Origin of the sequence: Nocardia amikacinitolerans (assembly GCF_900215415.1) — a bacterium.
In the GTDB taxonomy this organism is placed as follows: Bacteria; Actinomycetota; Actinomycetes; order Mycobacteriales; family Mycobacteriaceae; genus Nocardia; species Nocardia amikacinitolerans.
Window position 1 is genome coordinate 735,209 of record NZ_OBEG01000003.1, and the last position, 20,566, is coordinate 755,774.

General features: G+C 67.2%; 16 protein-coding genes and 1 pseudogene. 6 read left to right on the top strand and 11 right to left on the bottom strand.

Annotation, left to right across the window (positions count from 1 at the left end; translation table 11 throughout):
• Positions 1–116 precede the first annotated feature (116 nt).
• The 4 genes from CRP45_RS17660 to CRP45_RS17675 are packed head-to-tail and all read right to left on the bottom strand — an operon-like array spanning position 117 to position 2,312.
• The gene (locus tag CRP45_RS17660) at positions 117–1,346 is read right to left on the bottom strand and encodes a DNA sulfur modification protein DndB (RefSeq protein ID WP_218841156.1); all 1,230 of its coding nucleotides are present in this window, start codon (positions 1,344–1,346) and stop codon (positions 117–119) included.
• 42 nt (positions 1,347–1,388) lie between these two features.
• A complete protein-coding gene (locus tag CRP45_RS17665) occupies positions 1,389–1,706 on the bottom strand; it encodes an Rv1352/Rv1906c domain-containing protein (protein ID WP_097245976.1) in 318 nt (105 codons plus the stop codon).
• Positions 1,707–1,731: 25 nt separating this feature from the next.
• Positions 1,732–2,091 carry a DUF732 domain-containing protein gene (locus CRP45_RS17670; protein WP_097245977.1) on the bottom strand — a complete coding sequence of 120 codons (360 nt, stop codon included), beginning with the start codon at positions 2,089–2,091 and terminating at the stop codon, positions 1,732–1,734.
• A 32-nt stretch (positions 2,092–2,123) separates the two neighbouring features.
• On the bottom strand, positions 2,124–2,312 hold the full coding sequence (locus CRP45_RS17675; protein ID WP_218841157.1) for a hypothetical protein: 189 nt from the start codon (positions 2,310–2,312) through the stop codon (positions 2,124–2,126).
• A 385-nt stretch (positions 2,313–2,697) separates the two neighbouring features.
• Here CRP45_RS17675 and CRP45_RS17680 point away from each other — a divergent pair, with 385 nt between their 5' ends.
• The 4 genes from CRP45_RS17680 (at position 2,698) to CRP45_RS17695 (ending at position 9,279) form a co-directional block, all read left to right on the top strand.
• Positions 2,698–4,692, top strand: coding sequence for an N-6 DNA methylase (locus CRP45_RS17680; RefSeq protein WP_097245978.1), 1,995 nt, complete (start codon positions 2,698–2,700; stop codon positions 4,690–4,692).
• Positions 4,689–5,327: a hypothetical protein gene (locus CRP45_RS17685; RefSeq protein ID WP_097245979.1), complete on the top strand. Its 639-nt coding sequence runs from the start codon at positions 4,689–4,691 to the stop codon at positions 5,325–5,327. Before CRP45_RS17680 ends, CRP45_RS17685 begins: the two co-directional genes overlap by 4 nt.
• Before the next feature lie 41 nt (positions 5,328–5,368).
• Positions 5,369–6,796 carry a serine/threonine-protein kinase gene (locus tag CRP45_RS17690; RefSeq protein WP_097245980.1) on the top strand — a complete coding sequence of 476 codons (1,428 nt, stop codon included), beginning with the start codon at positions 5,369–5,371 and terminating at the stop codon, positions 6,794–6,796.
• Between the two features lie 620 nt (positions 6,797–7,416).
• Positions 7,417–9,279 (top strand): DNA/RNA helicase domain-containing protein, encoded by a 1,863-nt coding sequence (locus CRP45_RS17695; RefSeq protein WP_342747024.1) that lies wholly within the window; start codon positions 7,417–7,419, stop codon positions 9,277–9,279.
• A gap of 293 nt (positions 9,280–9,572) precedes the next feature.
• Here CRP45_RS17695 and lipA read toward each other — a convergent pair whose 3' ends face one another.
• The 5 genes and pseudogenes from lipA to sucB form a co-directional block, all read right to left on the bottom strand.
• Positions 9,573–10,613 carry a lipoyl synthase gene (lipA, locus tag CRP45_RS17700; protein ID WP_097245981.1) on the bottom strand — a complete coding sequence of 347 codons (1,041 nt, stop codon included), beginning with the start codon at positions 10,611–10,613 and terminating at the stop codon, positions 9,573–9,575.
• A 233-nt stretch (positions 10,614–10,846) separates the two neighbouring features.
• Positions 10,847–11,581: pseudogene (gene lipB / locus CRP45_RS17705) on the bottom strand (lipoyl(octanoyl) transferase LipB); the annotation flags it as partial.
• Between the two features lie 493 nt (positions 11,582–12,074).
• The gene (locus tag CRP45_RS17710; protein WP_097245982.1) at positions 12,075–12,599 is read right to left on the bottom strand and encodes a GNAT family N-acetyltransferase; all 525 of its coding nucleotides are present in this window, start codon (positions 12,597–12,599) and stop codon (positions 12,075–12,077) included.
• Between the two features lie 384 nt (positions 12,600–12,983).
• Complete coding sequence (locus CRP45_RS17715) at positions 12,984–13,892, bottom strand: TIGR01777 family oxidoreductase (protein ID WP_097245983.1); 909 nt, start codon at positions 13,890–13,892, stop codon at positions 12,984–12,986.
• A 20-nt stretch (positions 13,893–13,912) separates the two neighbouring features.
• A complete protein-coding gene (gene sucB, locus CRP45_RS17720; RefSeq protein WP_097245984.1) occupies positions 13,913–15,694 on the bottom strand; it encodes a 2-oxoglutarate dehydrogenase, E2 component, dihydrolipoamide succinyltransferase in 1,782 nt (593 codons plus the stop codon).
• A gap of 259 nt (positions 15,695–15,953) precedes the next feature.
• Here sucB and CRP45_RS17725 point away from each other — a divergent pair, with 259 nt between their 5' ends.
• The gene (locus tag CRP45_RS17725; protein ID WP_245910191.1) at positions 15,954–16,316 is read left to right on the top strand and encodes an oxidoreductase; all 363 of its coding nucleotides are present in this window, start codon (positions 15,954–15,956) and stop codon (positions 16,314–16,316) included.
• Between the two features lie 1,167 nt (positions 16,317–17,483).
• Here CRP45_RS17725 and CRP45_RS17730 read toward each other — a convergent pair.
• Both CRP45_RS17730 and CRP45_RS17735 read right to left on the bottom strand, forming a co-directional pair.
• Positions 17,484–18,995 carry a leucyl aminopeptidase gene (locus CRP45_RS17730; protein WP_097245985.1) on the bottom strand — a complete coding sequence of 504 codons (1,512 nt, stop codon included), beginning with the start codon at positions 18,993–18,995 and terminating at the stop codon, positions 17,484–17,486.
• Positions 18,996–19,004: 9 nt separating this feature from the next.
• Positions 19,005–19,799: a TetR family transcriptional regulator gene (locus CRP45_RS17735; protein WP_097245986.1), complete on the bottom strand. Its 795-nt coding sequence runs from the start codon at positions 19,797–19,799 to the stop codon at positions 19,005–19,007.
• Positions 19,800–19,887: 88 nt separating this feature from the next.
• Between CRP45_RS17735 and CRP45_RS17740 the strand changes: the two genes are divergently transcribed.
• Complete coding sequence (locus CRP45_RS17740; protein WP_097246136.1) at positions 19,888–20,499, top strand: GNAT family N-acetyltransferase; 612 nt, start codon at positions 19,888–19,890, stop codon at positions 20,497–20,499.
• The last annotated feature ends 67 nt before the right edge of the window (positions 20,500–20,566 follow it).

Consider the following 20,566-nt stretch of genomic DNA (forward strand, 5'->3'; position numbering starts at 1 on the left):
GGTACCGATGCGTCGGACGACCTGCCGAACCGAGCAGGCTCGGCAGGCTGTGTGCCGTTCTTCACAGGAGGATCGGCGCGATCCGCGGTTCCGTTTCGCGCCGAGCCGACCCGCGCCTATTGGCCGGGCCGCAGACCCAGCTGCTCCCTTACCTTCTCGACCGCTTCGCGCACCGGTGCGCGCTGCGTGGACACCTTGCCGTCGTCGGACACGACGACGTTGTTGCGCCAGATGCTCGCGCTGCGGCGCCAGTCGATCTCCGTGGCCAGCCGCTTGTACTGGTGGGAACGCCACGCCAAGTCGGGGCTCTTACGGATCTCGTAGCCCACGCGGCCGATGACCACCAGACCGGTCGCCGTCATGTTGATGTACTTCTGCCGGAAGTCCGCGACCTGGTTGGCCGGTCCGCCCGTGGTGGGCAGCGAACAGATCTCTTGCCACGGGTCCATGTGCGCGGACAGAGTATCGATCAGCGCCACGGAGTCGGCCACGAACTCGTCGCGGGCAGCCCGGTCCCCGAGCAACTGCGCACTCTGCCGAGCTACCGATTCCTCGGCCAGTGCGTAATCGGCGAACAACAGCTCCTTGACGAACTGACGCACCTGGTTCAGCAGGAACACCGACTGCGACGCCTTGGGCAGGGTCTTGGCCGTGGCGTCGACGCGTCCGCGGAAGAAGCGAGTCTGCTCCACCAGGTCGGCAAGAACGCCGTTCACGGGCTCGCGGGTGTTGTAGACCGCGAGCAGACTGGCCGGGATCTGTTTGGTCTGGGCGGCATCGGCGAAGTCCTGATGGATGCGCTTGAGATCGTCTTCGACGACGATCAGCACGGCGAGACTGTCGTCCTCGAAACCGATGCCTAGATCGACCAGCCCCGGAATCGCCGAGCGTCCCGAGCCGTGGCCTTTGATCGCGGTGATGCGGTGCTGGCCGTCGGTGACGTAGAAACGCACGTTGTCGCCGATCACCATGAATCCGAGCCGGTTCTTGAAGTTGCCGCGCGGCACGTGCAGCGCGGGCAGCTCGCGCGCGTTGAGGGTGACCGGCGGCAGGATGTAGTTGTCCTGGTTCTCCCGCACGTAGGTGTTGATCGTCTTGACGTGATCGGTCAGCAGCGGCCGATTCGTCGTGTTCGCCGGGTCTCCGCCCTTGTCCACCGACTCCGACACGACCTGACGTGCCAGGAAGGAGTACGGGAACGAGGTGGAGATCATCGTTCGGTGGCCCTGCCGGAAGACGGTGCACGGGAACACCCGCGCTCCCGCCGCGGCGGCGTCGGCCGACGCCGCAGTCAGCGCCTTGTCCAGGCCGTCGTGTTCCATCAGTCCCATGTGATTGTCGACCACGGTGTATCTACCTGTTCTTGTCGGAAGTGATCGAGTGCCGAGCTACTCGTGGATCCAGACGCAGCCGGTGACGTTGATGACGTCGCCATCGTCCAGGTGGACGTACGAAGCGCCCGTGTAGGACTCGATGTCGATGAGTTCCGACGACCTCGCTCCCTTGTAAGGCAGCCACTCGATGAAGCAGGCGCCGTAGTCGTCGGGGCGCGGGCCGGAGGTGTGGTAGAGGCCGGGCTGGACGTCCTGACCGACGACTTGCATGCCCTCGTGGAGTCGGGCGGCGGGTTCGGCGTCGGCAATGCCGGCGGCGGCCAGAGTGCCGAGGGCGCTACACGCGATGGCGGTGAAGAGCTTGCGGTACATGGCTATTCGGGTCCTTCGAAGGGTTTCAGAGCTGATGCTGCGGGCAGTAGGCCGTGATGGCGGCGTCGAGGAAGGTGTAGGGGTACTCCAAGGTGTCGCTGGTGCGCTCCGCGACCAGGATCTGGTTGTGCGCCGAGTTACCGTGGGAGTCGAGCCACCGGCATTCCGACAGGGCGAGCTGAATCGCGGCGTCTTGGACCTCGCAGCTCTCGTCCTCATGGTGCGACTTGCTAAGGAAGAGCCGGTCCGCGCTACTCCGCGGGCCACATCCGCTGCTGGAGCCGCCGGCCGAACCGGTGTCGGGTGCGGCGAGCGCGCTGGGCGCGGCGGCGGTGAGAGCGACAGTGGTCGCGCCGATGGCGAGCAGGGTCGAGATAGTACGCATGTTTCGCTTCCTCGTAGAGCGGTTCGGGCAGGTCAGCGGTTGCCGGAAATGAGGTAGTGGATCAGCCAGATCGGCAGCCACATACCGCAGGTGATGAGCGAGAGCACCAGGTGCAGTCCGTGTGGGAAGGCCGAGCGCACGACGATGAGCCCGGCTCCGGGAATTGCGTTGTGCTGCACCACATTCACCAGCGGAGCCGGTGCCTGCTGGGGATACGGCATCGGCGGTTGCTGCGGATGTGTTGCTCGGTACTGCGGGTGAGGCGGTGCGGGTTGCGGCTGTGGGTGGGGGCTCGAGGTCCGGGTGTCCATGGCCGGGTGCGGTCCTCCAATGTGGCGAGCCGGCGCGGGATGCGCGGCCGACTGTTCGGGCGACGCCGGCGGCCGCTGAGCCGGTGGGTCCGCCGGATTCCACAAGTCGAGCGGTCTTTCGGGTTCGGGGGTCATGAGGAACTCCTCGTCGTGATCGATTGGTTTCGACGATTCTTCGTTCGGATGATGTAAGACTGTACGAACAGCTGAAAACAATGTCAATTGAAATCTTGGATTGATTTTTGCTCACGGTTGAGTCAAGGTGAGCTGGAGGTAACCCGAGAGGAGGAGAGGTATGCCGGAGGTGAGTGCGGCCGAGATATCTCGGCTCGCAGGCGTCACCCGCGCGACAGTCAGCAACTGGCGACGCAGACACGACGACTTTCCGCAGGCCATCGCAGGCACCGACGCTCGTCCACTCTTCGATCTGCACCAAGTGCAGGGTTGGCTGTCCGAGCACGGCGTCGAGGTGTCGGACTCGCCTGCTGCCGACCTTCGGACGCTGGTTCGATCGCGAGAACCCCAGCTCGTTCGACAGGTGATGGAAGCCTTGCACCGTTCCGATGGCGGCTGGGTCGCACCAGGTTTGGACGGCGACTGTTCGCTCTTCGCAGCAGAAGTGGCAGCGGCAATCGCGCGGACAGCCGAGGTGGAAGGCACTCGGATCGCTTTCGACACACTGGCGGAGCGGGCGATGGAGGGCACTCCCGTGACCGGTGTGTACACGACGCCGGCCGAAGTCGCGAAACTGATGGCAGCGTTGTCGAGGTCGGCAACGAAATCAGAAGTCGGCAGTGTGCTGGACCCGGCATGCGGGAGCGGCTCCCTCTTGCTGGCGGCCGCCGAGGTCGGCGCCGCCGAGCTGCACGGCCAAGATGTTTCGCGGGTCCAGGTGGATCGCACGCGGCTCATGATCGAGGCGGACACCGAACTCGAGCCTGACGTGCGACTGGGCGACAGCCTTATGGACGACGCGTTTCTCGGTCGCCGGTTCGACACCGTGCTGTGCAATCCGCCGTACGGTCAACGGGATTGGGGCTCCAGTGAACTCGCGTTGGACACTCGCTGGGACTATGGCCTGCCGCCACGCGGCGAACCGGAACTCGCCTGGGTACAGCACGCGATCGCTCACCTGCATCCCGGAGCCGATGCGGTGCTTTTGCTTCCACCGGCGGTGGCCACTCGATCCTCCGGTCGCAAGATTCGGGCGAACCTCGTGCGAACCGGGGCCTTGCGCGCGGTGATCGGCCTGGCCCCGGGCTCGGCGCAGCCGTGGCACATCGGACTGCAGATCTGGATCCTGCGTCGGCCTGTACCCGGCGCTGCAGTGCCCGACGCACTGCTCTTCGTGGACACCATCGCATTGTCCCGGGATGCCCCAGGCGACGATCGGATCGACTGGGACCTGGTTACCGGCAACGTTGTCCGACTGTGGCGAGCCTTCGATGGCGGCGAAGCCGATCGAGCGGAGGTATCGGGCGTTGCGGCCGCGGCGCGACTTGTGGATGTGCTCGACGACGAGGTCGATCTCACCCCGGCGCGGTATGTGCGATCGTCGCTGAATGCGGGGGCGGTCTCCGATCAGGTCGGCGGCGCGATAAGCAGACTCACCGCTGCGGCGTCGGAGTTGACGTCGTTGGCCGCGGAGGTCACCGGATGGTCCGAGGCGGCAGGCAAAACGTGGCGGTTCGTGACGATCGCCGATCTGGCGTCGCACGGCCAACTGGAGTGGATTCGCGCGCGACCAGCGGATGCGGATCGGAGCGAGCCCACCGATGCGAGGCGGGTGCTGACGGCGCCCGATGTAGCTGCGGGAAACCCGGCGTCGGGAACGATGATGTCCGCGCGGCCCTCCGAAGTGATCGAAGTCCGAGCCGGAGACGTCCTGCTTCCAGCCGTGCGCAGCGATCGAAGTGCAGGGCGCGCCGCGCGGGTGGCGGGTGTGGAGGATGCCGGTGCGGTGTTGGGCCCGCATGTGCACGCGTTGCGTCTCGATGGCGAACGGCTCGACCCGTGGTTCGTCGCCGGCTTCTTGACGGGGGCCGAGAACGTCTCCGCGACAAGAACGTCCACCGTTCGGTTCGACCCGAGCCGACTTCGGATACCGGTGCTTTCGTTGCAGGAACAACAACGATACGGTGCCGTGTTCCGGCGGCTGTTTCTGCTGCGAGCTACCGCCGGTCGCGCTTTCACCGCCGCCGAACACGTCACCGAGCTCATGACGACTGGACTGACGGCGGGAGCTCTTCTTCCCGACAGCTCGATCGATGTGGGAAAGGCGCGACCGTGACCGACGGCTGGAACGATTACGCCACCCTGCGCGCTGCACTGCTCGACCAACCGATGTCGATGCCGCCCGCGCTGCTACCCAACTCGGCGTCCCATGGCACGGTTCTGCTCGAGGACTTGGTCGAGGCGGAGGCGGTCTCCGTTCACGAGGCGCCACCGGCGATCGGGTCCGGTGGTGGTGACCTTCCGATGCTGTCGGCGAAAGACATCCGCCTGGATCGGCCACCTTCGAGACGGGGCTCGGCAGATGGTCCGGGCGCCGTTACGGTGCACACCGGTGACGTCGCGGTCGTCGTCGGCGTGGGTGCCGCGGTGAGGGTGTGTGCAGAGGACGGCGTACTGCTCGGGCCGGGTATTCACCTGGTCCGTGGAAACCCCGACACGTTCGATCCACGGTTTCTCGCGTGTGTGCTGCGGAGTGCGGTCGATGTCGCCGACGGCCTTCCGTTCGATCTGTACAGGGTCGAGGTCCCCCGTATCCCGTTGGCTGAGCAAGACTGTTACGGAACAGCTTTCGAGCAGCTGATCGAGCTCGAGTCGTCCTGGCGCCGTCGACGTGCGAGCATCGAACAAGTGGTGCGCGCGGGCATCGGGGGATTGGCTGCCGGGGTGCTGCGGCCCAGCCCGGCCGAATAGCTCGGCGTGTCAGCACATCAGGACTCACGGAGGTAGCGGCGGTGCAACCGCAGGTCGTCGGAGATCGGTACGAACTCGTCAGAGAGATCGGCGCCGGCGGAATGGGGCAGGTATACGAGGGATTCGATCGCCACCTGAAACGGCGCATCGCGGTGAAGTTCCCGCAGCCGGGTCTCGACAGCGATCCGGACTGGACCAAGCGCTTCTTCCGGGAGGCAGAACTCATGGCGCGCCTGCGTCACCCCGGGATGCCCGTGATCCACGATGCCGGCACGGTCCCGGGCAACCCCGAGCGGCCCTATCTGGTGATGGAGTTCATCGAAGGAGTCACCTTGGGCGAACTCCTGGACCGGCGCGGGCCGCTGGCGATCGGAGCGGTCGCGACGCTTGGAGCCCAGGCCGCGGCCGTGCTCGCGGCGACCCACCGAAACCGCATCTACCACCGCGATCTGAAGCCGTCGAATCTCATGCTGTGCGCCGACGGGACCGTGAAGGTACTGGACTTCGGGCTCGCTGTCATCCTCGATACCGACATGACCCGGTACACCAGCACTGGGCACACTCTCGGTACGCCTGCTTTCATGGCACCTGAACAAGTCGAAGGCCGGCCGGTAGTGCCGCAGACCGATCTGTACGCGCTCGGGTTGGTGCTGCACGAGCTGCTCACCGGAGATCGGGTGATGACCGGTAGCACGCCGTACGCGGTGTGGCAGAACCAAGTCCACCTGCCCTCGCCCGATATTCGCGAGATACGTCCCGAGATCCCTGCCGATATGGCCGAGCTCATCATGAGCATGCTCGCCAAGTCGCCTGACCAGCGACCCGAGGATGCGGCGACGGTGCATACCTTGCTGCTTCGGCATGCGACGGGGTTGGGGATGCTGCCGGAGATCGACGATCTCCACGGTCCGGCTTTCATGTATGCCAAGGCCGTTGGCGCGGCGTCGGCCCATGGAGACACAGCTGACCCCGCACTCGGTCCGGCCGTCGGTAGGCGAGTAGACCTGCCGGAAGAGATCGCGGTGACTGCCGATTTCAGCCGCGGCGATCTGCAACGGGCGGTCGAACGTGCACGCGATCTCGCCGATGACTCGCAATACGATCCGGCACTGCATGCGCTGGAAACCATGGTGGACTTCGCTGTTCCGCTGTTCGGGTCGCGCGATGCGGATGTGATCGAAGCCAGGATGCAGCTCGCCTCTCTCCGCTTCGAAGCCGGCGACTACTCCGGGGCGGCCGAGATATACCGCAGCCTCATCGACGACATCACCACCGAGCGTGGGCCGTACGACGAACAGGTCATGTTCTGTCAACGCAAACTGGCGAGCTGCGACGCGCACAACGGCGATGTCCAAGCTGCCCTAGCCAGGCTCCAGCATCTGCACAGTCAGATGGCGGTTCGGTATGGCGAACAGGATCGGCGCGTCATCGAGCTCGCGACATTGATCAGAAACATCGAAGCCATTTAGACATTCGATACGCCAATGCTCGATGGGCATCGGGATCCCCGCCAGGTTCAGGTGACTGGGAACTGCAGGAGCTCACGCGAGTCTCTCGCGTGTACGTTTCGGGATACCTCCGCGGCTCCACGCGGCGCTCGCACGCCACGAAAGCGCTGGCCGACTACCCGCTACCTCGACTCGGACGATACTCGCCGCACAGGCGCGCTCCGGGAGCGAGCGGCGTCGACCACCGGAATATCGAGCACTGCGGATTCGGTCCGCAGGTGTCCGGCACTCCATCGTGGGACACACGTGGCGAAAGCAATACGCCAGACCCGAGCGAAGTCGGCGAGGGTGCGAGCCCGGTACAGGAGAAACCGGTCCCATAGCGATGGGCTCCTGTCCCATTCGATCAGGGATTCCATGGTCGGCTCGTGATAGCTATGTATTTGCGATTAGCCTTCGCTGGGGGCCTACTTGCGGTAGGTGGGTCCGCAGTCCGAGTCGAATGAGTTGTGCAACACGAAGTTCGGCTCGCAGCGAGACGTACGATACGATTCTGATTGTCAGTTTGCGGCCCGACGGGCTTCCGCTGCGCGGATAGGCCCCCGCTGCACGAGGTTTCGTGCTGCCTAGGGGTAGAAGGCGTGGTGGAGAGAGCTCTGCGGTCGACCGCGGCGGAGGTGCTGGCCTGGTCGGCCGAAGCGACGCTCGCCCAGATGATCGCCGATCATCTGCGACGGCAAGCGGGGCACCGTAACTCCGAGCTGCGGTCCTGGGAAGCCAGTCTTCCACGGATAGCACGGGACTTGCAGGATGCCGGCCTAGGGCAGGTCGACATGCTGATCGAATTTCGGTTGCCGGAGACGAATTCCCGGGCGGACGTGGTTCTCAGCGGGATCGATCCGCGGACCGGTGAGGACAGCTATGTGGTTGTCGAGCTCAAACAGTGGAGCGCGGCCGAGCTGGCGTACAACAGCGACCGCATTGTCAGGGCTCGTGGGCTACCAGACGAACAGCTACATCCGATCGAGCAGGTACGCGGCTACTGCAAGTACCTCGCACAGTATGTCGAGGTGCTCCACGATCGTCCGCATGCGGTACATGGCGTCGCCTACCTGCACAACGCGTCCGAGAACTCGATCAGTACCTTGCGCGCCCGACATCCCGATCAATTTGGCCGCATGTTCACCGGAGAGGGACGCGACGAGTTTCTGAAGTTCCTGAAGAGTCGGTTCGCGCCGGTGTCGGACGTTTCGTCGTCGGAACGATTGTTGAAGAGCCCGATTCGTCCGCGGCCCAGCCTGTTTGCCTTGACGGCATCGGAATTGCGTAGTGCGGCAACAGAGTATTCATTGCTGGACAAGCAGGAGATAGCGTACCAGCGGGTACTCGATCAGGTCCGGTTGTCCCACGAGCGAGATCAGAAGAGCGTCGTGATCGTGACCGGCGGTCCCGGCAGTGGGAAAAGCCTCATAGCGGTCACGTTGCTCGCGGAACTACACCGCGAAGGAAAACGGGTCCGCCACGCGACCGGCGCACAGGCCTTCACCGAGTCGCTGCGGAAGTTCCCAGCGAGAGGTTCTACTGAGCTGAAGGGCTTGTTCCAGTACTACCGTACCTTCGCCGATTATCGGAAGAACGAGCTGGATGTACTGATCTGCGATGAAGCCCATCGCATCCGGTCGGTTTCGACCAACCGGTTCACCAAGAAGGAGAAGCGCACCGATCGGCCGCAGATCGACGAACTCATCTCCGCGGCCAAGGTGCCGGTGTTCCTTCTGGACGAACATCAAGTCGTTCGGCCGGGTGAAGTGGGTACTTTCGACGAGATCCATTCGCACGCAACCCGTGCCGGCTACCCGGTGCACCACATCGCCTTGGATGGGTTGTTCCGGTGCGGTGGTAGTGAAGAGTATGACGAGTGGGTACGTCGACTACTCGGCTTGCGGGTCGGCGGGCCGACTCCATGGTCCGGTGACCCGAACTTCGAGGTTCGGGTGGCGCAGTCGCCGCAACAGATGCAGGACTTTCTGCGGGCGAAGAACGACGTCGGGGAGTCGGCGCGCATCACCGCCGGGTACTGCTGGCCGTGGAGCGATCCGAACCCGGATGGAAGCCTGGTCGACGACGTTCGCATCGGGTCGTGGTCGATGCCGTGGAATTCGAAGTCGGATAGGGCGGTAAATGGAGTTCCGTCCAGGTTGTTCTGGGCGACCGATCCGGCCGGTTTCGATCAGATCGGCTGCGTCTATACCGCGCAAGGCTTCGAATACGATTGGGCGGGCGTCATCATCGGTCCCGATCTGGTGGTTCGCAACGGGCGTCTCGCCACCGTGCGGGGGAGCAGCCATGACAAGGCCATGAAGTCGAAGCGACTGTTCGACGACGATTTCGACCGGCTTATCCGCAATGTCTACAAGGTGCTGCTCACCCGTGGGATGCGGGGGGTGGTCATCTACGCAACGGACCCCGAGACCCAGGAGTTCCTCACCGATCTGGTGCCTTGAGCGCCGGAGTCCAGGTGGGGCAACTGTGCGAAGAGCACATCGATCAAGCGGCTAACCAGCACTATCTGGCAGGACTTCTCGGCGGTCGGTGCCAGCAGCCGCTGAACGAAAGCCATATTCGACAGCGCAAAATCTCTGCCTGCGCCGTCTTCCCCCGGTTTACGCCGACGGCTGCCGACCCGATGACGAATTCGGAGATTCATCCGAGCGGGACTGCCCGATCCCGGGGTCGAATGGAGGCGCTGGCACAGCCGTGGGCGCGAGCCACGGCTGTCAGCCGACGTCCGGCGGTATCAGCTGCCGAAGCGGGCCAGTACGGAGCTGGCTTCCTGGGAGGCCGTGCCTTCCTCGGCGAGATGGGCCATGGCCGAAGGGATTTCGCGGCCGTGGTGGGTCATTGCCTGGGCGTAGAGGCGGCCTGCTCGGTAGGAGGAGCGGACGAGGGGGCCTGCCATGACACCCGCGAAGCCGATTTCTTCGGCGACCTTGGAGTGTTCGACGAATTCCTCCGGCTTGACCCACCGGTCCACCGGGTGGTGGCGGGGCGAAGGGCGGAGGTATTGGGTGATGGTGAGGATGTCGCAGCCCGCCTCGTGGAGGTCGCGCATGGCTTGGGTGACTTCCTCAGGGGTTTCGCCCATGCCCAGGATGAGGTTGGACTTGGTGACCAAGCCAGCCTCGCGGGCCGCGGTGAGGACCGCGAGGGAGCGCTCGTAGCGGAACGCCGGCCGGATGCGCTTGAAGATGCGCGGAACCGTTTCGAGGTTGTGCGCCAGGACCTCCGGGCGGGAGGAGAAGACCTCGGCGAGCTGGTCGGGGTCGGCGTTGAAGTCGGGGATGAGGAGTTCGACGCCGGTGTTGGGGTTCAAAGACTTGATGGCGCGGACGGTTTCGGCGTAGAGCCAGGCGCCGCCGTCTTCCAGGTCGTCGCGGGCGACGCCGGTGATGGTGGAGTAGCGGAGGCCCATGGCCTCGACGCTTTCGGCGACGCGGCGGGGTTCGTCGCGGTCGAGGGCTGCGGGTTTGCCGGTGTCGATTTGGCAGAAGTCGCAGCGGCGGGTGCACTGTTCGCCGCCGATGAGGAAGGTGGCCTCGCGGTCTTCCCAGCATTCGAAGATGTTGGGGCAGCCCGCTTCTTCGCACACGGTGTGCAGACCCTCGCGCTTCACCAGGCCCTTGAGTTCGGTGTACTCGGGGCCCATGGTGGCGCGGGTGCGGATCCACTTGGGTTTGCGCTCGATGGGGGTTTCCGCGTTGCGGGCTTCGATGCGCAGGAGTTTGCGGCCGTTGGGTGCGGACGCGTTGTGCGGTGTCGGGGTGTCGACTGAGGTCACTTGATCGACCTTACGCCTCGGGTGTCGGCCGCTGCCGGGGTGGAGGGGGCCGTGCGGTGGGGTGCGTTGGTGGCGCTGTCCGCCGCGCGTGCCGGGTCGGTGCGCCTGGCAGTGTGGGGCATCGTGGACATGCCTGCGGGTTCGGTGCCGTTGTCGGCGACCTTCACGTCGGCGGTCGAACCTGTGGGTGTCGCGGAGTCAGCCTCGGGCACACCTGCGCCGTCGGCGGCTTTGGCGTCGGCCGTGGTGCGGTGGGCGGGGACGGCCGCGGTCCGGTTGATGTCGTGGTCGCTGACGGGGAGATCCCCGTTCAGCGCGCGCACGATCGCGTCGGCGACCATCGGCTTGATCTCGGCGACCGTGACTTCGCGGCCGAGTTCGCGGGTCAACGTGGTGACGCCTGCGTCGCGGATGCCGCACGGGACGATGGCGCCGAAGCCGTCCATGGAGTTGCAGTTGAACGAAAGGCCGTGCAGGGCAACGCCGCGCTGCACGCGGACGCCGATGGCGGCGATCTTGCGTTCGGGGGACCAGTCGTTGGCGGGCAGCCAGACGCCGGAGCGGCCATCGACGCGGCCGACGGTGAGGCCGAGTTCGGTGCACACCGAGATCAGCGCCTCCTCGAGGCGGCGCACGTACTGGACGACGTCGACGGGCTCGGCCAGCCGGATGATCGGGTAGCCGACCAGTTGGCCGGGGCCGTGCCAGGTGATCTTTCCGCCGCGGTCGACCTGCACCACGGGGCTTCCGTCGATCGGCAGGTCCGCTTCCTCGGTGCGGCGGCCTGCCGTGTACACGGAGGGGTGTTCGAGCAGCAGCAGGCGATCGGAGCCGAGGCCTTCGGCGCGTTCGGCGGCGATGGATCGCTGCAGGTCCCAGGCGGAATGGTAGTCGATGAGCCCGAGGTCCTCGACGACGATCGGGGTGCGATCGAAGCGGGCGGACCAGGTGGTGCGCGTGTCGTTCACGCCGTTGACGGTACGCCCTGCGGTTGCGCGCTCGTCAGGGACTCGGTGTGCGGTATGCCACAGGCTTGCGGGCCGCCGCCGTGCGTCCGGTCGGCCGCAGAGGCTCGGGCTCATCCGCCGGAGAGAAATGGTGGGGCGGTACGGCATCTTTGGCGCGACGGGGACGTGCGCAACGCTGCGGGGGCCGCGGGGGTGATCCGCGGAACTGAGGCTCGGCCGAACTCGGGAATTCTCGATCACAGCGGGCTTTCGGGGACAGCCCATTCCAGCTGGTGAACCGAGCCGGGCAGACGAGCGGCGGTGTGGTCTGTGTGCGAGACAGCCGGTCCTACGCCACCCTGCGAGGGGCCGTCGAACGTATCCGCTGGGAACGATGCGGTCAGTCCGCCACCTTCGGCGAGCCGCGGCGCTTGGTCTGCGGTCCGTCACCGGAACCGCGGACCGGCATGCACCCTGTGACGGGAGTTTGCCGCGACCCGGGGACGCGATGGATTCAATCCACCTCGACCGGCAGCGTCAGCTGCATCAACGTCAGATCCATCCAGCGGCCGAATTTGTGGCCCACCTCGGGCAATTGGCCGACCACCACGAAACCGAATCGCTCGTGCAGTGCGATCGACCCGGTGTTGCTCGACTCGATGGCGGCGATCATCGCGTGCACTCGCGCGGATGTCGCGGCGCGGTCGATCAATTCGGTCAGCAGGGCGCTGGCGAGGCCACGGCGCTGGAAGCGGTCGGCGATGTAGACCGAGTTCTCCACGGAGTAGCGGTATCCCACTTTCGGCCGCCACTGGCCGTAGCTGGCGTATCCGGCGACTTCGCCGTCGACCTCGGCGACGAGGACGGGCATGCCCGCCTCGACCCGGGCGCGGAACCAGGTCTGGCGCTCGTCGATGCCGACTTCGTCGATATCCCAGATGGCGGTGGAGGTGGCGATGTTGGCGTTGTGGATGTCGAGGATCGCGGATAGGTCACCTTCGCGCGCGTCGCGGATGACGGTGGCGTTGCGGGTGTCCATGGCGGTCAACGGCGTTCTCCGTGGGTTCGGCGAAGGAGGTAGGCGGCGCCCGGCATGCGCGGTGTGTGCGGGCCTACGGTGTTCGAATCCGATCATCGCGCGTCAGGGAACCTGCGGCAATGCGGGCTGGATCACCTGTCGTCGGCGTCGGGTGTGGTCGCGACGCCGCACTTGCGCGGTGCCGTGGACGCGCGGGGAGCGGCTGCCGGCCACTGAGCGAGTCCGAGTGAGGGCGACATCCCGCCACGTGTGGCAACGCGGCCGCAGATCGTCTTGACCGCGCAATGCTTGCTGATGGCCGTGGTTCGTGGGATGCCCGATAGCCGGACTACAACGGCCGCGTCTTGGTCATGGCTGCGGCAACACGACGCGCGGTGGAATGACTCACCGGTCGTCGGCGTCGCGGCCGATGGTCGCCGCCAACGCCGCGCCGATCGTGGGATGACGGAAGGGGTAGCCCGCCTCTTCGAGCGCCGTGGGGATCGCACGCGGTCCACGCAGGATGGCTTCGTCCGCGAATTCCCCGATCAGCCCGCGCAGCGCGAACGCGGGCAGCACCAGCGGGGTCGGCCGGTGCAGCGCACGTCCGAGCGCGCGGTTGAATTCGGCATTGGTGACCGGGGCCGGGCCGACCGTGTTGATCGGTCCGGACACGCTGTCGTTGGTGAGCGCGAAGACGATCGCGCCGATCTCGTCGTCCAGCGAGATCCACGGCGTGTACTGGCGCCCGTTGCCCAGCCGTCCACCGAGACCGAGCCAGTACAGCGGGTGCAGCATGCCGAGCATCCCGCCGTGCTTGGACAGCACGACGGCGCTGCGCAACAGCACCGTGCGCACGCCCGCGGCGCTGGCGGGGCCGGTCGCGGCTTCCCAGTCACGGCACAGCGTGGCGAGGAAACCCGAACCGGCGGGGGAGGATTCGTCCACGACGCGGTCACCGGTGGCGCCGCCGTAGTAGTGCACGCCGCTGGCGTTGACCAGCACCGGCACGCCCGCGGCGGCCACCTTGTTGGCGAGGACGTCGGTCGGGGTGATGCGGCTGTCGCGCAGCTCCTGTTTGTAGCTGCCGTTCCAGCGGCGCCGCCCGAGGCTCGCCCCGCACAGGTTGACCACCGCGTCCGCTCCGCGCAAAGCCCGCTCGTCGAGCTCGGCGCGGGCGGGATTCCAGACGAACTCGTCCGGGGCGGCGGCGGGACGGCGCACCAGACGGGCCACCTCGTGCCCGTCGCGGCGCAGTGCCGCGACGAGCGCTGTCCCGATCAGCCCGGACGAACCGGCGATCACGACCTTCATGCGGGTCGAACCTTCCCGGGTTACAGGCCCAGATCGGCCTCGAACGCGGCCTCTTCGAGGCGGTGGCGGATCGTGGTCAGGAAGCGACCGGCGTCCGCGCCGTCGATGAGGCGGTGATCGTAGGTGAGCGGCAGGTAGCACATGGAGCGCACGCCGATCGACTCGTTGCCGGTCTCGTCGGTCACCACCACCGGACGCTTGACGATCGCGCCGGTGCCGAGCATGGCCGCCTGCGGCGGAACCAGGATCGGGGTGTCGAACAGCGCGCCCTGGCTGCCGATGTTGGTGATGGTGAAGGTGCCGCCCGCCAGCTCGTCCGGCTTCAGGCCGCCGTTGCGCGCCCGGTCGGCGATGTCGGCGATGGCGCGGGCCAGACCGGCGAGCGACAGGTCGCTGGCGTTGTGGATGACCGGGGAGAGCAGGCCCTGCTCGGTGTCGACGGCGATGCCGAGGTGCACCGAGGCGTGGTAGGTGATCTCCTTGGTGCCCTCGTCGTAGGAGGCGTTGACGTTCGGGTGCACGCCGAGCGCCTCGACGACCGCCTTCGCGAAGAACGGCAGGAACGTCAGGTTGACGCCCTCGCGGTCCTTGAACGCGGCCTTGGCCTGCGCCCGCAGCGCCGCGATCTTGGTGACGTCGGCCTCGTGGACCTGGGTCAGCTGCGCGGTGGTCTGCAGCGATTCGCGGGTCTTGGTGGCGGTGATCTGCCGGATCCGGTTGGCCTTCTGGACGGTCCCGCGCAGGTGCGCCAGCTGGGCGGCGGCCGGAGCCGACGGAGCCTTGGCGGCGGGCGCGGCGGCGGCCGGAGCGGGCGCTGCGGCGGGAGCCGGGGCCTTCTTGGCCTCGGCCGCGGCGAGCACGTCCTGCTTGCGGATGCGGCCGCCGACGCCGGAGCCCTGCACGGAGGCCAGGTCGACGCCGTTCTCCTCGGCGAGCTTGCGCACCAACGGGGTGACGTACGGGGTCGCGCCGTTGCCGTCGGCAGCCGGGGCCTTGGCCGCGGCGGGAGCCGGGGCGGGCTTCGGAGCCGGGGCAGGAGCCGGAGCGGGCTTGGGAGCCGCGGCGGCGGGGGCCGGTTCGGGCTTGGGCTCGGGCTTCGGAGCGGGAGCCGGTTCGGGCTTGGCTTCGGGCGCGGGGGCCGGAGCGGGAGCCGGGGCGGAGGCGGCGGGGGCGCCGCTGCCGATCACGCCGAGCTGTCCGCCGACGGAGACCACGTCGTCTTCTTGCGCCGTGATCTCCAGCAGGGTGCCCGCGACGGGCGAGGGGATCTCGGTGTCGACCTTGTCGGTGGAGACCTCGAGCAGCGGCTCGTCGACCTCGATCTTGTCGCCGACCGACTTCAGCCAGCGGGTGACGGTGCCCTCGGTGACCGACTCGCCCAGCTCGGGCATCTTCACCGGGGTGCCCTCGGCGGCGCCTGCCGACGCGGCAGCGGGCTGCTCGGCGGGGGCCTGCTCGGCGGGAGCCGGTGCGGCGGGCTCGGGTTCGGCTTCGACCGACTCTTCGGCGGCGGCCGGTGCGGCGGCTTCTGGCGCGGGCGCGGTCTCGGCGGCGGGCGCCTCACCTGCGTCGCTGATCACGCCGAGCTCGCCGCCGACCTCGACCACGTCGTCTTCCTGGGCGACGATCTTCGACAGCACACCCGCCGCCGGGGACGGGATCTCGGTGTCGACCTTGTCGGTGGAGACCTCGAGCAGCGGCTCGTCGACCTCGACCGTGTCTCCTTCCTGCTTCAGCCACCTGGTCACCGTTCCCTCGGTGACGCTCTCACCAAGAGCCGGCATCTGGACGGAGAAGGCCATGTCCGTTGACTCCTCTGACTGCTCGACGGGTTCTACAACAGTTGATCTCTGGCGGGTCGCCCACCGCTGGTCGCGGTGAAAACCCGGAAGCCACCATCATTCTGAGTGGCACCGGAGATCTGTGCGGTTCTTGTACCGCGGTCCATCCTTGCACTCGTCCGCGTGGCGTGTAGCACAGGGCATGTCTCTACCGGGAAGCTGGCAGTATGGGAGGACCGGGTGTGAGCATTTGTCCGGTGTACGAAGGAGGTCGGCGTCGATGGGTTTGCTGGATCGTTTCCGTGGCGCTCTGAACCGGGGCGGTCCCGCCGGACGTGCAAAGACCTCGGGCAACGAGGACGCCCGCTACCTCGCCGACTGGGTGCGCACGCACATCGGCGTGGAGGGGTACCTGGAGCCGAAGACCACTATGACGGATGTCACGGTGGTGTTGGTCGCCGCGGACGGGGAATGGACGCGTCGGATCGTCGGGGAGCGCGGGGCTCAGCGGTTGGCGAGTGATCTGAGCATTCCGGTGTACGAGGTTCGCAAGACCGGGTATCCGCAGCGGATGCGAGATTACGACGCGCGGAAGAGGATCGAGCGGCAGCGGGCGTTCGAGGAGGAGTTGCGGGATCTGTAGGGGGCGGGTTCGGTTGCGAGCCCGAGTGTTCGGTGGGGGTGTGCGGTCCGGTGCTTGTCGCTGGGGCGGAGGCAGGATGCGAGTTCGGTCAGGTCGACGCGGTTGTCCAGTTTCGCGCGGCGGTGCTGGGGGCGGGGGATCGGTGAGTTCGGTTCAGGCCGGGTGGGCGACGTGCCCCGGGGTCCTTGTCCGTTTCTGGTTCCTACCCAGGTTTGCCTCGGAGCGGTGCTGGGCGCGTCATGTGTCGTACCCGGCTTACCTTCCGCAGTCGGTGAGCGTGGGTGCGGCTTCCGGCCGGGTCGACCGGCTCTGGTTGCGTTCAGCGAGTGCAACCCCGAAGAGCGGGCGCGGTCTGTCAAGCCCGCAACCGCCATTTGACTACGGTCGATAGAGAAATGGATTCGACGGTAGTCATATGGTGGCAATCGAAGATCGAATAGCAACCATTTGACTACCGTCGATTTTCACGCAAACTCGACGCCCGACCCACCCCGAAGAAACGCGACCACAGCCGGTCGACCACGCCGGAAGCCGCACCCGCGCAGACCAACCGCGGGAGGTAAGCCGGGTACGGCTCCCAACGCGCCCAGCACTGTTCGAGGAAAACCCTGGGGCGTAGTCGATCTGGAAAGGCATACACCGGGCGACGTCGCGAACAGCACCGCGCCGGAACTACCCGTTCCGCCCGCACCGCGCCACGACTTTTCGCTGCGCCCCGCACGGCGCTGGGCTTTTCGTTCTGCCTCGCACGGCGCTGGGCTTTTCGTTCCGCCCCGCACCGCGCCGAAACCACTCGTTCCGCCGCACCGCGCCGGGACTTCTTGTTCCCTGCGGTATTGCGCCGCATACGACGCGTTCAGCCGTGAAGTGCCCCTCCCAGCCGCTAGCGAGCCACCAGTCCACCTGCGCTCTGCCGACCACGCATGGCGATCGAGTCCGACGACGCTTCACACAGCACCCGGCCGAGAGAAGTCGCCGTCGGACTCGGGACGAAGCGCAACCGCGACAGCAGCGTCACGATGCGCCGCCCGCCACCGTCGACAGCGAGTACCGCGCCGTCAGCCAGAACAGAACGCGAAAGACGGAAAGCGCGCCGCCCGCTGTCGATCGCGAAACAAGACCGAAGAGTGCGCCGCTCGATCCAAATCGCACGGCGCACTCCCGAACTCACTCCCCGGCGATGTCCTCGATCACTGCGATCAACGTCCGCACCGGTACACCGGTGCCACCCTTGCCGATGTACCCGAACGGCCCACCCGTGTTGTACGCGGGTCCCGCGACATCCAGGTGCGCCCATTCCACGCCCTCCGGCACGAACTCCTTGAGGAAAAGCGCCGCGGAGAGCATGCCGCCCCAGCGGTGCTGGGCGACGTTGGCGAGGTCGGCGATCTTGGAGTTCAGGTCGGCGCGGAGTTCGGCGGGAAGGGGCATGGCCCAACCGTTTTCGCCGACCTCGCGGGAGAGGCGAGCGACGCGGTCGCGGAAGTCGTCGGTGCCCATCACGCCCGGGGTGCGGGTGCCGAGGGCGACCATCTGGGCGCCGGTGAGGGTGGCGACGTCGATGAGGTAGTCGGGGGAGTCCTCACCGGCGCGGACGATGGCGTCGGCGAGGATCAGGCGACCCTCTGCGTCGGTGTTGAGCACCTCGACGGTGGTGCCGCCGTACTGGGTGAGCACGTCGCCGGGACGCTGCGCGGTGGCCGACGGCATGTTCTCGGCCATCGGGACAGTGGCGGTCACGGTGACCGGCAGGCTCAGACGCGCGGCGAGCAGGGTGGTGGCGATGACCGCGGCGGCGCCCGCCATGTCCGAGGTCATGTTCTCCATGTTCTGCGCGGGCTTGATGGAGATGCCGCCGGTGTCGAAGGTGATGCCCTTGCCGATCAGCGCGATCTTCTTCGGTCCGCCTGCGTAGGTGATCCGCACCAGCCGCGGCGGGCGCGAGGAGCCCTTGCCCACGCCGAGCACGCCGCCGTAACCGCCCGCCTCCAAAGCCTTTTCGTCGAGAACCTCGACCTCGAGACCGGCGGCCTCGGCCAATACCTGGGCGCGCGAGGCGAATTCGGCCGGGTACAGGTGGCTGGGCGGGGTGTTCACGAAATCGCGTGCGGTGGCGACGGCTTCGGCGATCAGCTGGGCGCGGAACAACGCCTCCTCGCCGAAATCCGCCTCGGGGACCAGGAATTCGATGCGGGCGACGGGCTGTTCGTCCGGCTTGGGCGCGGACTTCTCGGACCGGAACGGGTTGAACGAGTAGGCGCCGAGGTAGAAGCCCTCCGCGGCGGCGCCGAGATCCAGGCCCGACAGCGTGGTCGCCACCAGTTCGGTGCCGTTGAGCGAGCGGCCCGCGACACCGGCGGACCGGCGGATCTGCTCCGCGTCCACCTTGTCGGCGGCGCCGAGTCCGACGGCGAGCACGCTGGTGACGTTGTCCAGCGCGGCCGGTGCGGGCACCCTGGTCAGCTCTTCGGCCTTGCCCTTGGCGCCGACCGCGCCCAGCTGGTCGAGCAGCTCCGCGCGGATGTCGTCGGTGAGCACATCGCCGAACAGGTCGTCGGGCGCGATCGACGGACCGTTCTCCGAGGACGTCAATCCGATCACCAGCACGTCGGTGTCCGGCCCGATGGTCAGGGTGCGCGCCAATTCCGGTCCGAGTGAGCGATCTGCAACAGCGGTCATTGGCACAGGCTATTCGGTCTGCTTCGACAGCCGCATGGCGACGCCGTCCAGCAGCAGCTCGACGCCGGTGGCGACCAGCTCGTCGAGGTCGAGCTCGGGGCCGGGCGGTCCGGCGGCGAACAGTTTGCGCATGGTCGGCCTGGTGTCGACCAGTTCGGCGAATTCGGCGCGCAGCGACTCCGGCAGCGTCTCGAACTGCTCTCCGCGGTCGGAACGCAGCAACGCCAAGCCCTGGACCAGGCCGGAGTAGGCGAGATAGACCGTGATCACCTCGTCGCGGGTGAGGCCGCTGGCGTCCAGCGCGGTGAACGCGCGCTCGAGGACGTCGAACAGGGCGGGACCGATCGGCGGCTTGGTCCGCGCCAGCACCGGCAGCACCCACGGATGGCGCTGGTAGAGCAGCCACTCCTGTTCGGCCTCGTGGGTGAGCGCGGCGCGCCAGTCGGCCGGGGGCACCGGGGGCGGCGGGCTTTCGGCGAGGACGAGTTCGGTCATCGCGGTCAGCAGCGCCTCCCGGTCGGGGAAGTAGCGGTAGAGAGCGGCCGTCGCGACGCCGAGATCGCTGGCGAGGCGGCGCATGGTGAGACCGTCGATGCCCTCGCGGTCGGTCAGCTCGACCGCGGTCCTGGCGATTCCGACCGCGGTGAGCCGGGCGGGGCGCGGACGGGCGGCGGGCACGCGCCGATCGCGGCGGGCGCGGTAGGCGCGGGCCTGGCAGGAGCGCGAGCAGTAGCGGCGTGATCGGCCGCGGCTCGGTTGGGTCAGCGCCTTCCGACAGGTGGCGCAGGCCGGTGATTTCGACACACCAATAAGTGTGACGAAATGGTGGCTGTACCGCGCTGTGCTTCATAAATTGGCGAACGTTGACATCGTTCACCACGGGAGGTTCACCATGCAGCCCACAGTTCGCCGCGCGGGGATTCAGGAGATGGACGCCGTCGCGGCCGCCTTCGCGCGGGGGTCCGCCGACGAGGCGGTGACGGCCTGGGTGGTCGCCGACCATCCCGAGGTCGCGGAGGCCTTTCGCACCGAACACGCGCCACGCCTCGTCGAACGCGCGCTCCGCGAGGACGAGGTCTGGCTGGCCGGAACCGACGACGAGATCTGGGCGGTCTCGCTCTGGCAGAAAGTGACCTCGGCCGATCGGGTCCGCGCCGAGGCGGCCGAAGCGCGCGCCATGGCCGAGGCGGTCCCGAACGTGCGCCCACTGGAGCGGCTGGTGGCGGTGACCGCGCTGCTCGCCGAACACCATCCGCGCGAGTTCCCGCACCGCTACCTCCAGGCGATCGTCACGGTGCCCGAACACCGCGGCAAAGGGGCGGGCGGAGCGATCCTCGCCGACCGGATCAAGGCGTACTCCGACGCGTCCGAGACCGCGTTCCTGGAGGCGAGCACCGAACGCTCGTCGCGGCTCTATGCGCGCAACGGGTTCGTCCGCACCGGCGTCACGCATACGTTGCCCGACGACGGGCCGACGCTGATTCCGATGTGGTTCCGGGGCTGACCAGCAGTGGAGGCGCTCCGGTGTGGGCGGGTCGCCTCCGGTTCGTCCTGATCACGCTGTGGTTCCG

What these genes read in the sequence shown, in the direction of transcription:
- CRP45_RS17665 (WP_097245976.1), bottom strand. Translation starts at nt 1,706, where the DNA reads ATGTACCGCAAGCTCTTCACCGCCATCGCGTGTAGCGCCCTCGGCACT.
- CRP45_RS17670 (WP_097245977.1), bottom strand. Translation starts at nt 2,091, where the DNA reads ATGCGTACTATCTCGACCCTGCTCGCCATCGGCGCGACCACTGTCGCT.
- CRP45_RS17675 (WP_218841157.1), bottom strand. Translation starts at nt 2,312, where the DNA reads ATGCCGTATCCCCAGCAGGCACCGGCTCCGCTGGTGAATGTGGTGCAG.
- CRP45_RS17680 (WP_097245978.1), top strand. Translation starts at nt 2,698, where the DNA reads ATGCCGGAGGTGAGTGCGGCCGAGATATCTCGGCTCGCAGGCGTCACC.
- CRP45_RS17710 (WP_097245982.1), bottom strand. Translation starts at nt 12,599, where the DNA reads ATGGACACCCGCAACGCCACCGTCATCCGCGACGCGCGCGAAGGTGAC.
- CRP45_RS17715 (WP_097245983.1), bottom strand. Translation starts at nt 13,892, where the DNA reads ATGAAGGTCGTGATCGCCGGTTCGTCCGGGCTGATCGGGACAGCGCTC.
- sucB (WP_097245984.1), bottom strand. Translation starts at nt 15,694, where the DNA reads ATGGCCTTCTCCGTCCAGATGCCGGCTCTTGGTGAGAGCGTCACCGAG.
- CRP45_RS17725 (WP_245910191.1), top strand. Translation starts at nt 15,954, where the DNA reads ATGGGTTTGCTGGATCGTTTCCGTGGCGCTCTGAACCGGGGCGGTCCC.
- CRP45_RS17730 (WP_097245985.1), bottom strand. Translation starts at nt 18,995, where the DNA reads ATGACCGCTGTTGCAGATCGCTCACTCGGACCGGAATTGGCGCGCACC.
- CRP45_RS17740 (WP_097246136.1), top strand. Translation starts at nt 19,888, where the DNA reads ATGCAGCCCACAGTTCGCCGCGCGGGGATTCAGGAGATGGACGCCGTC.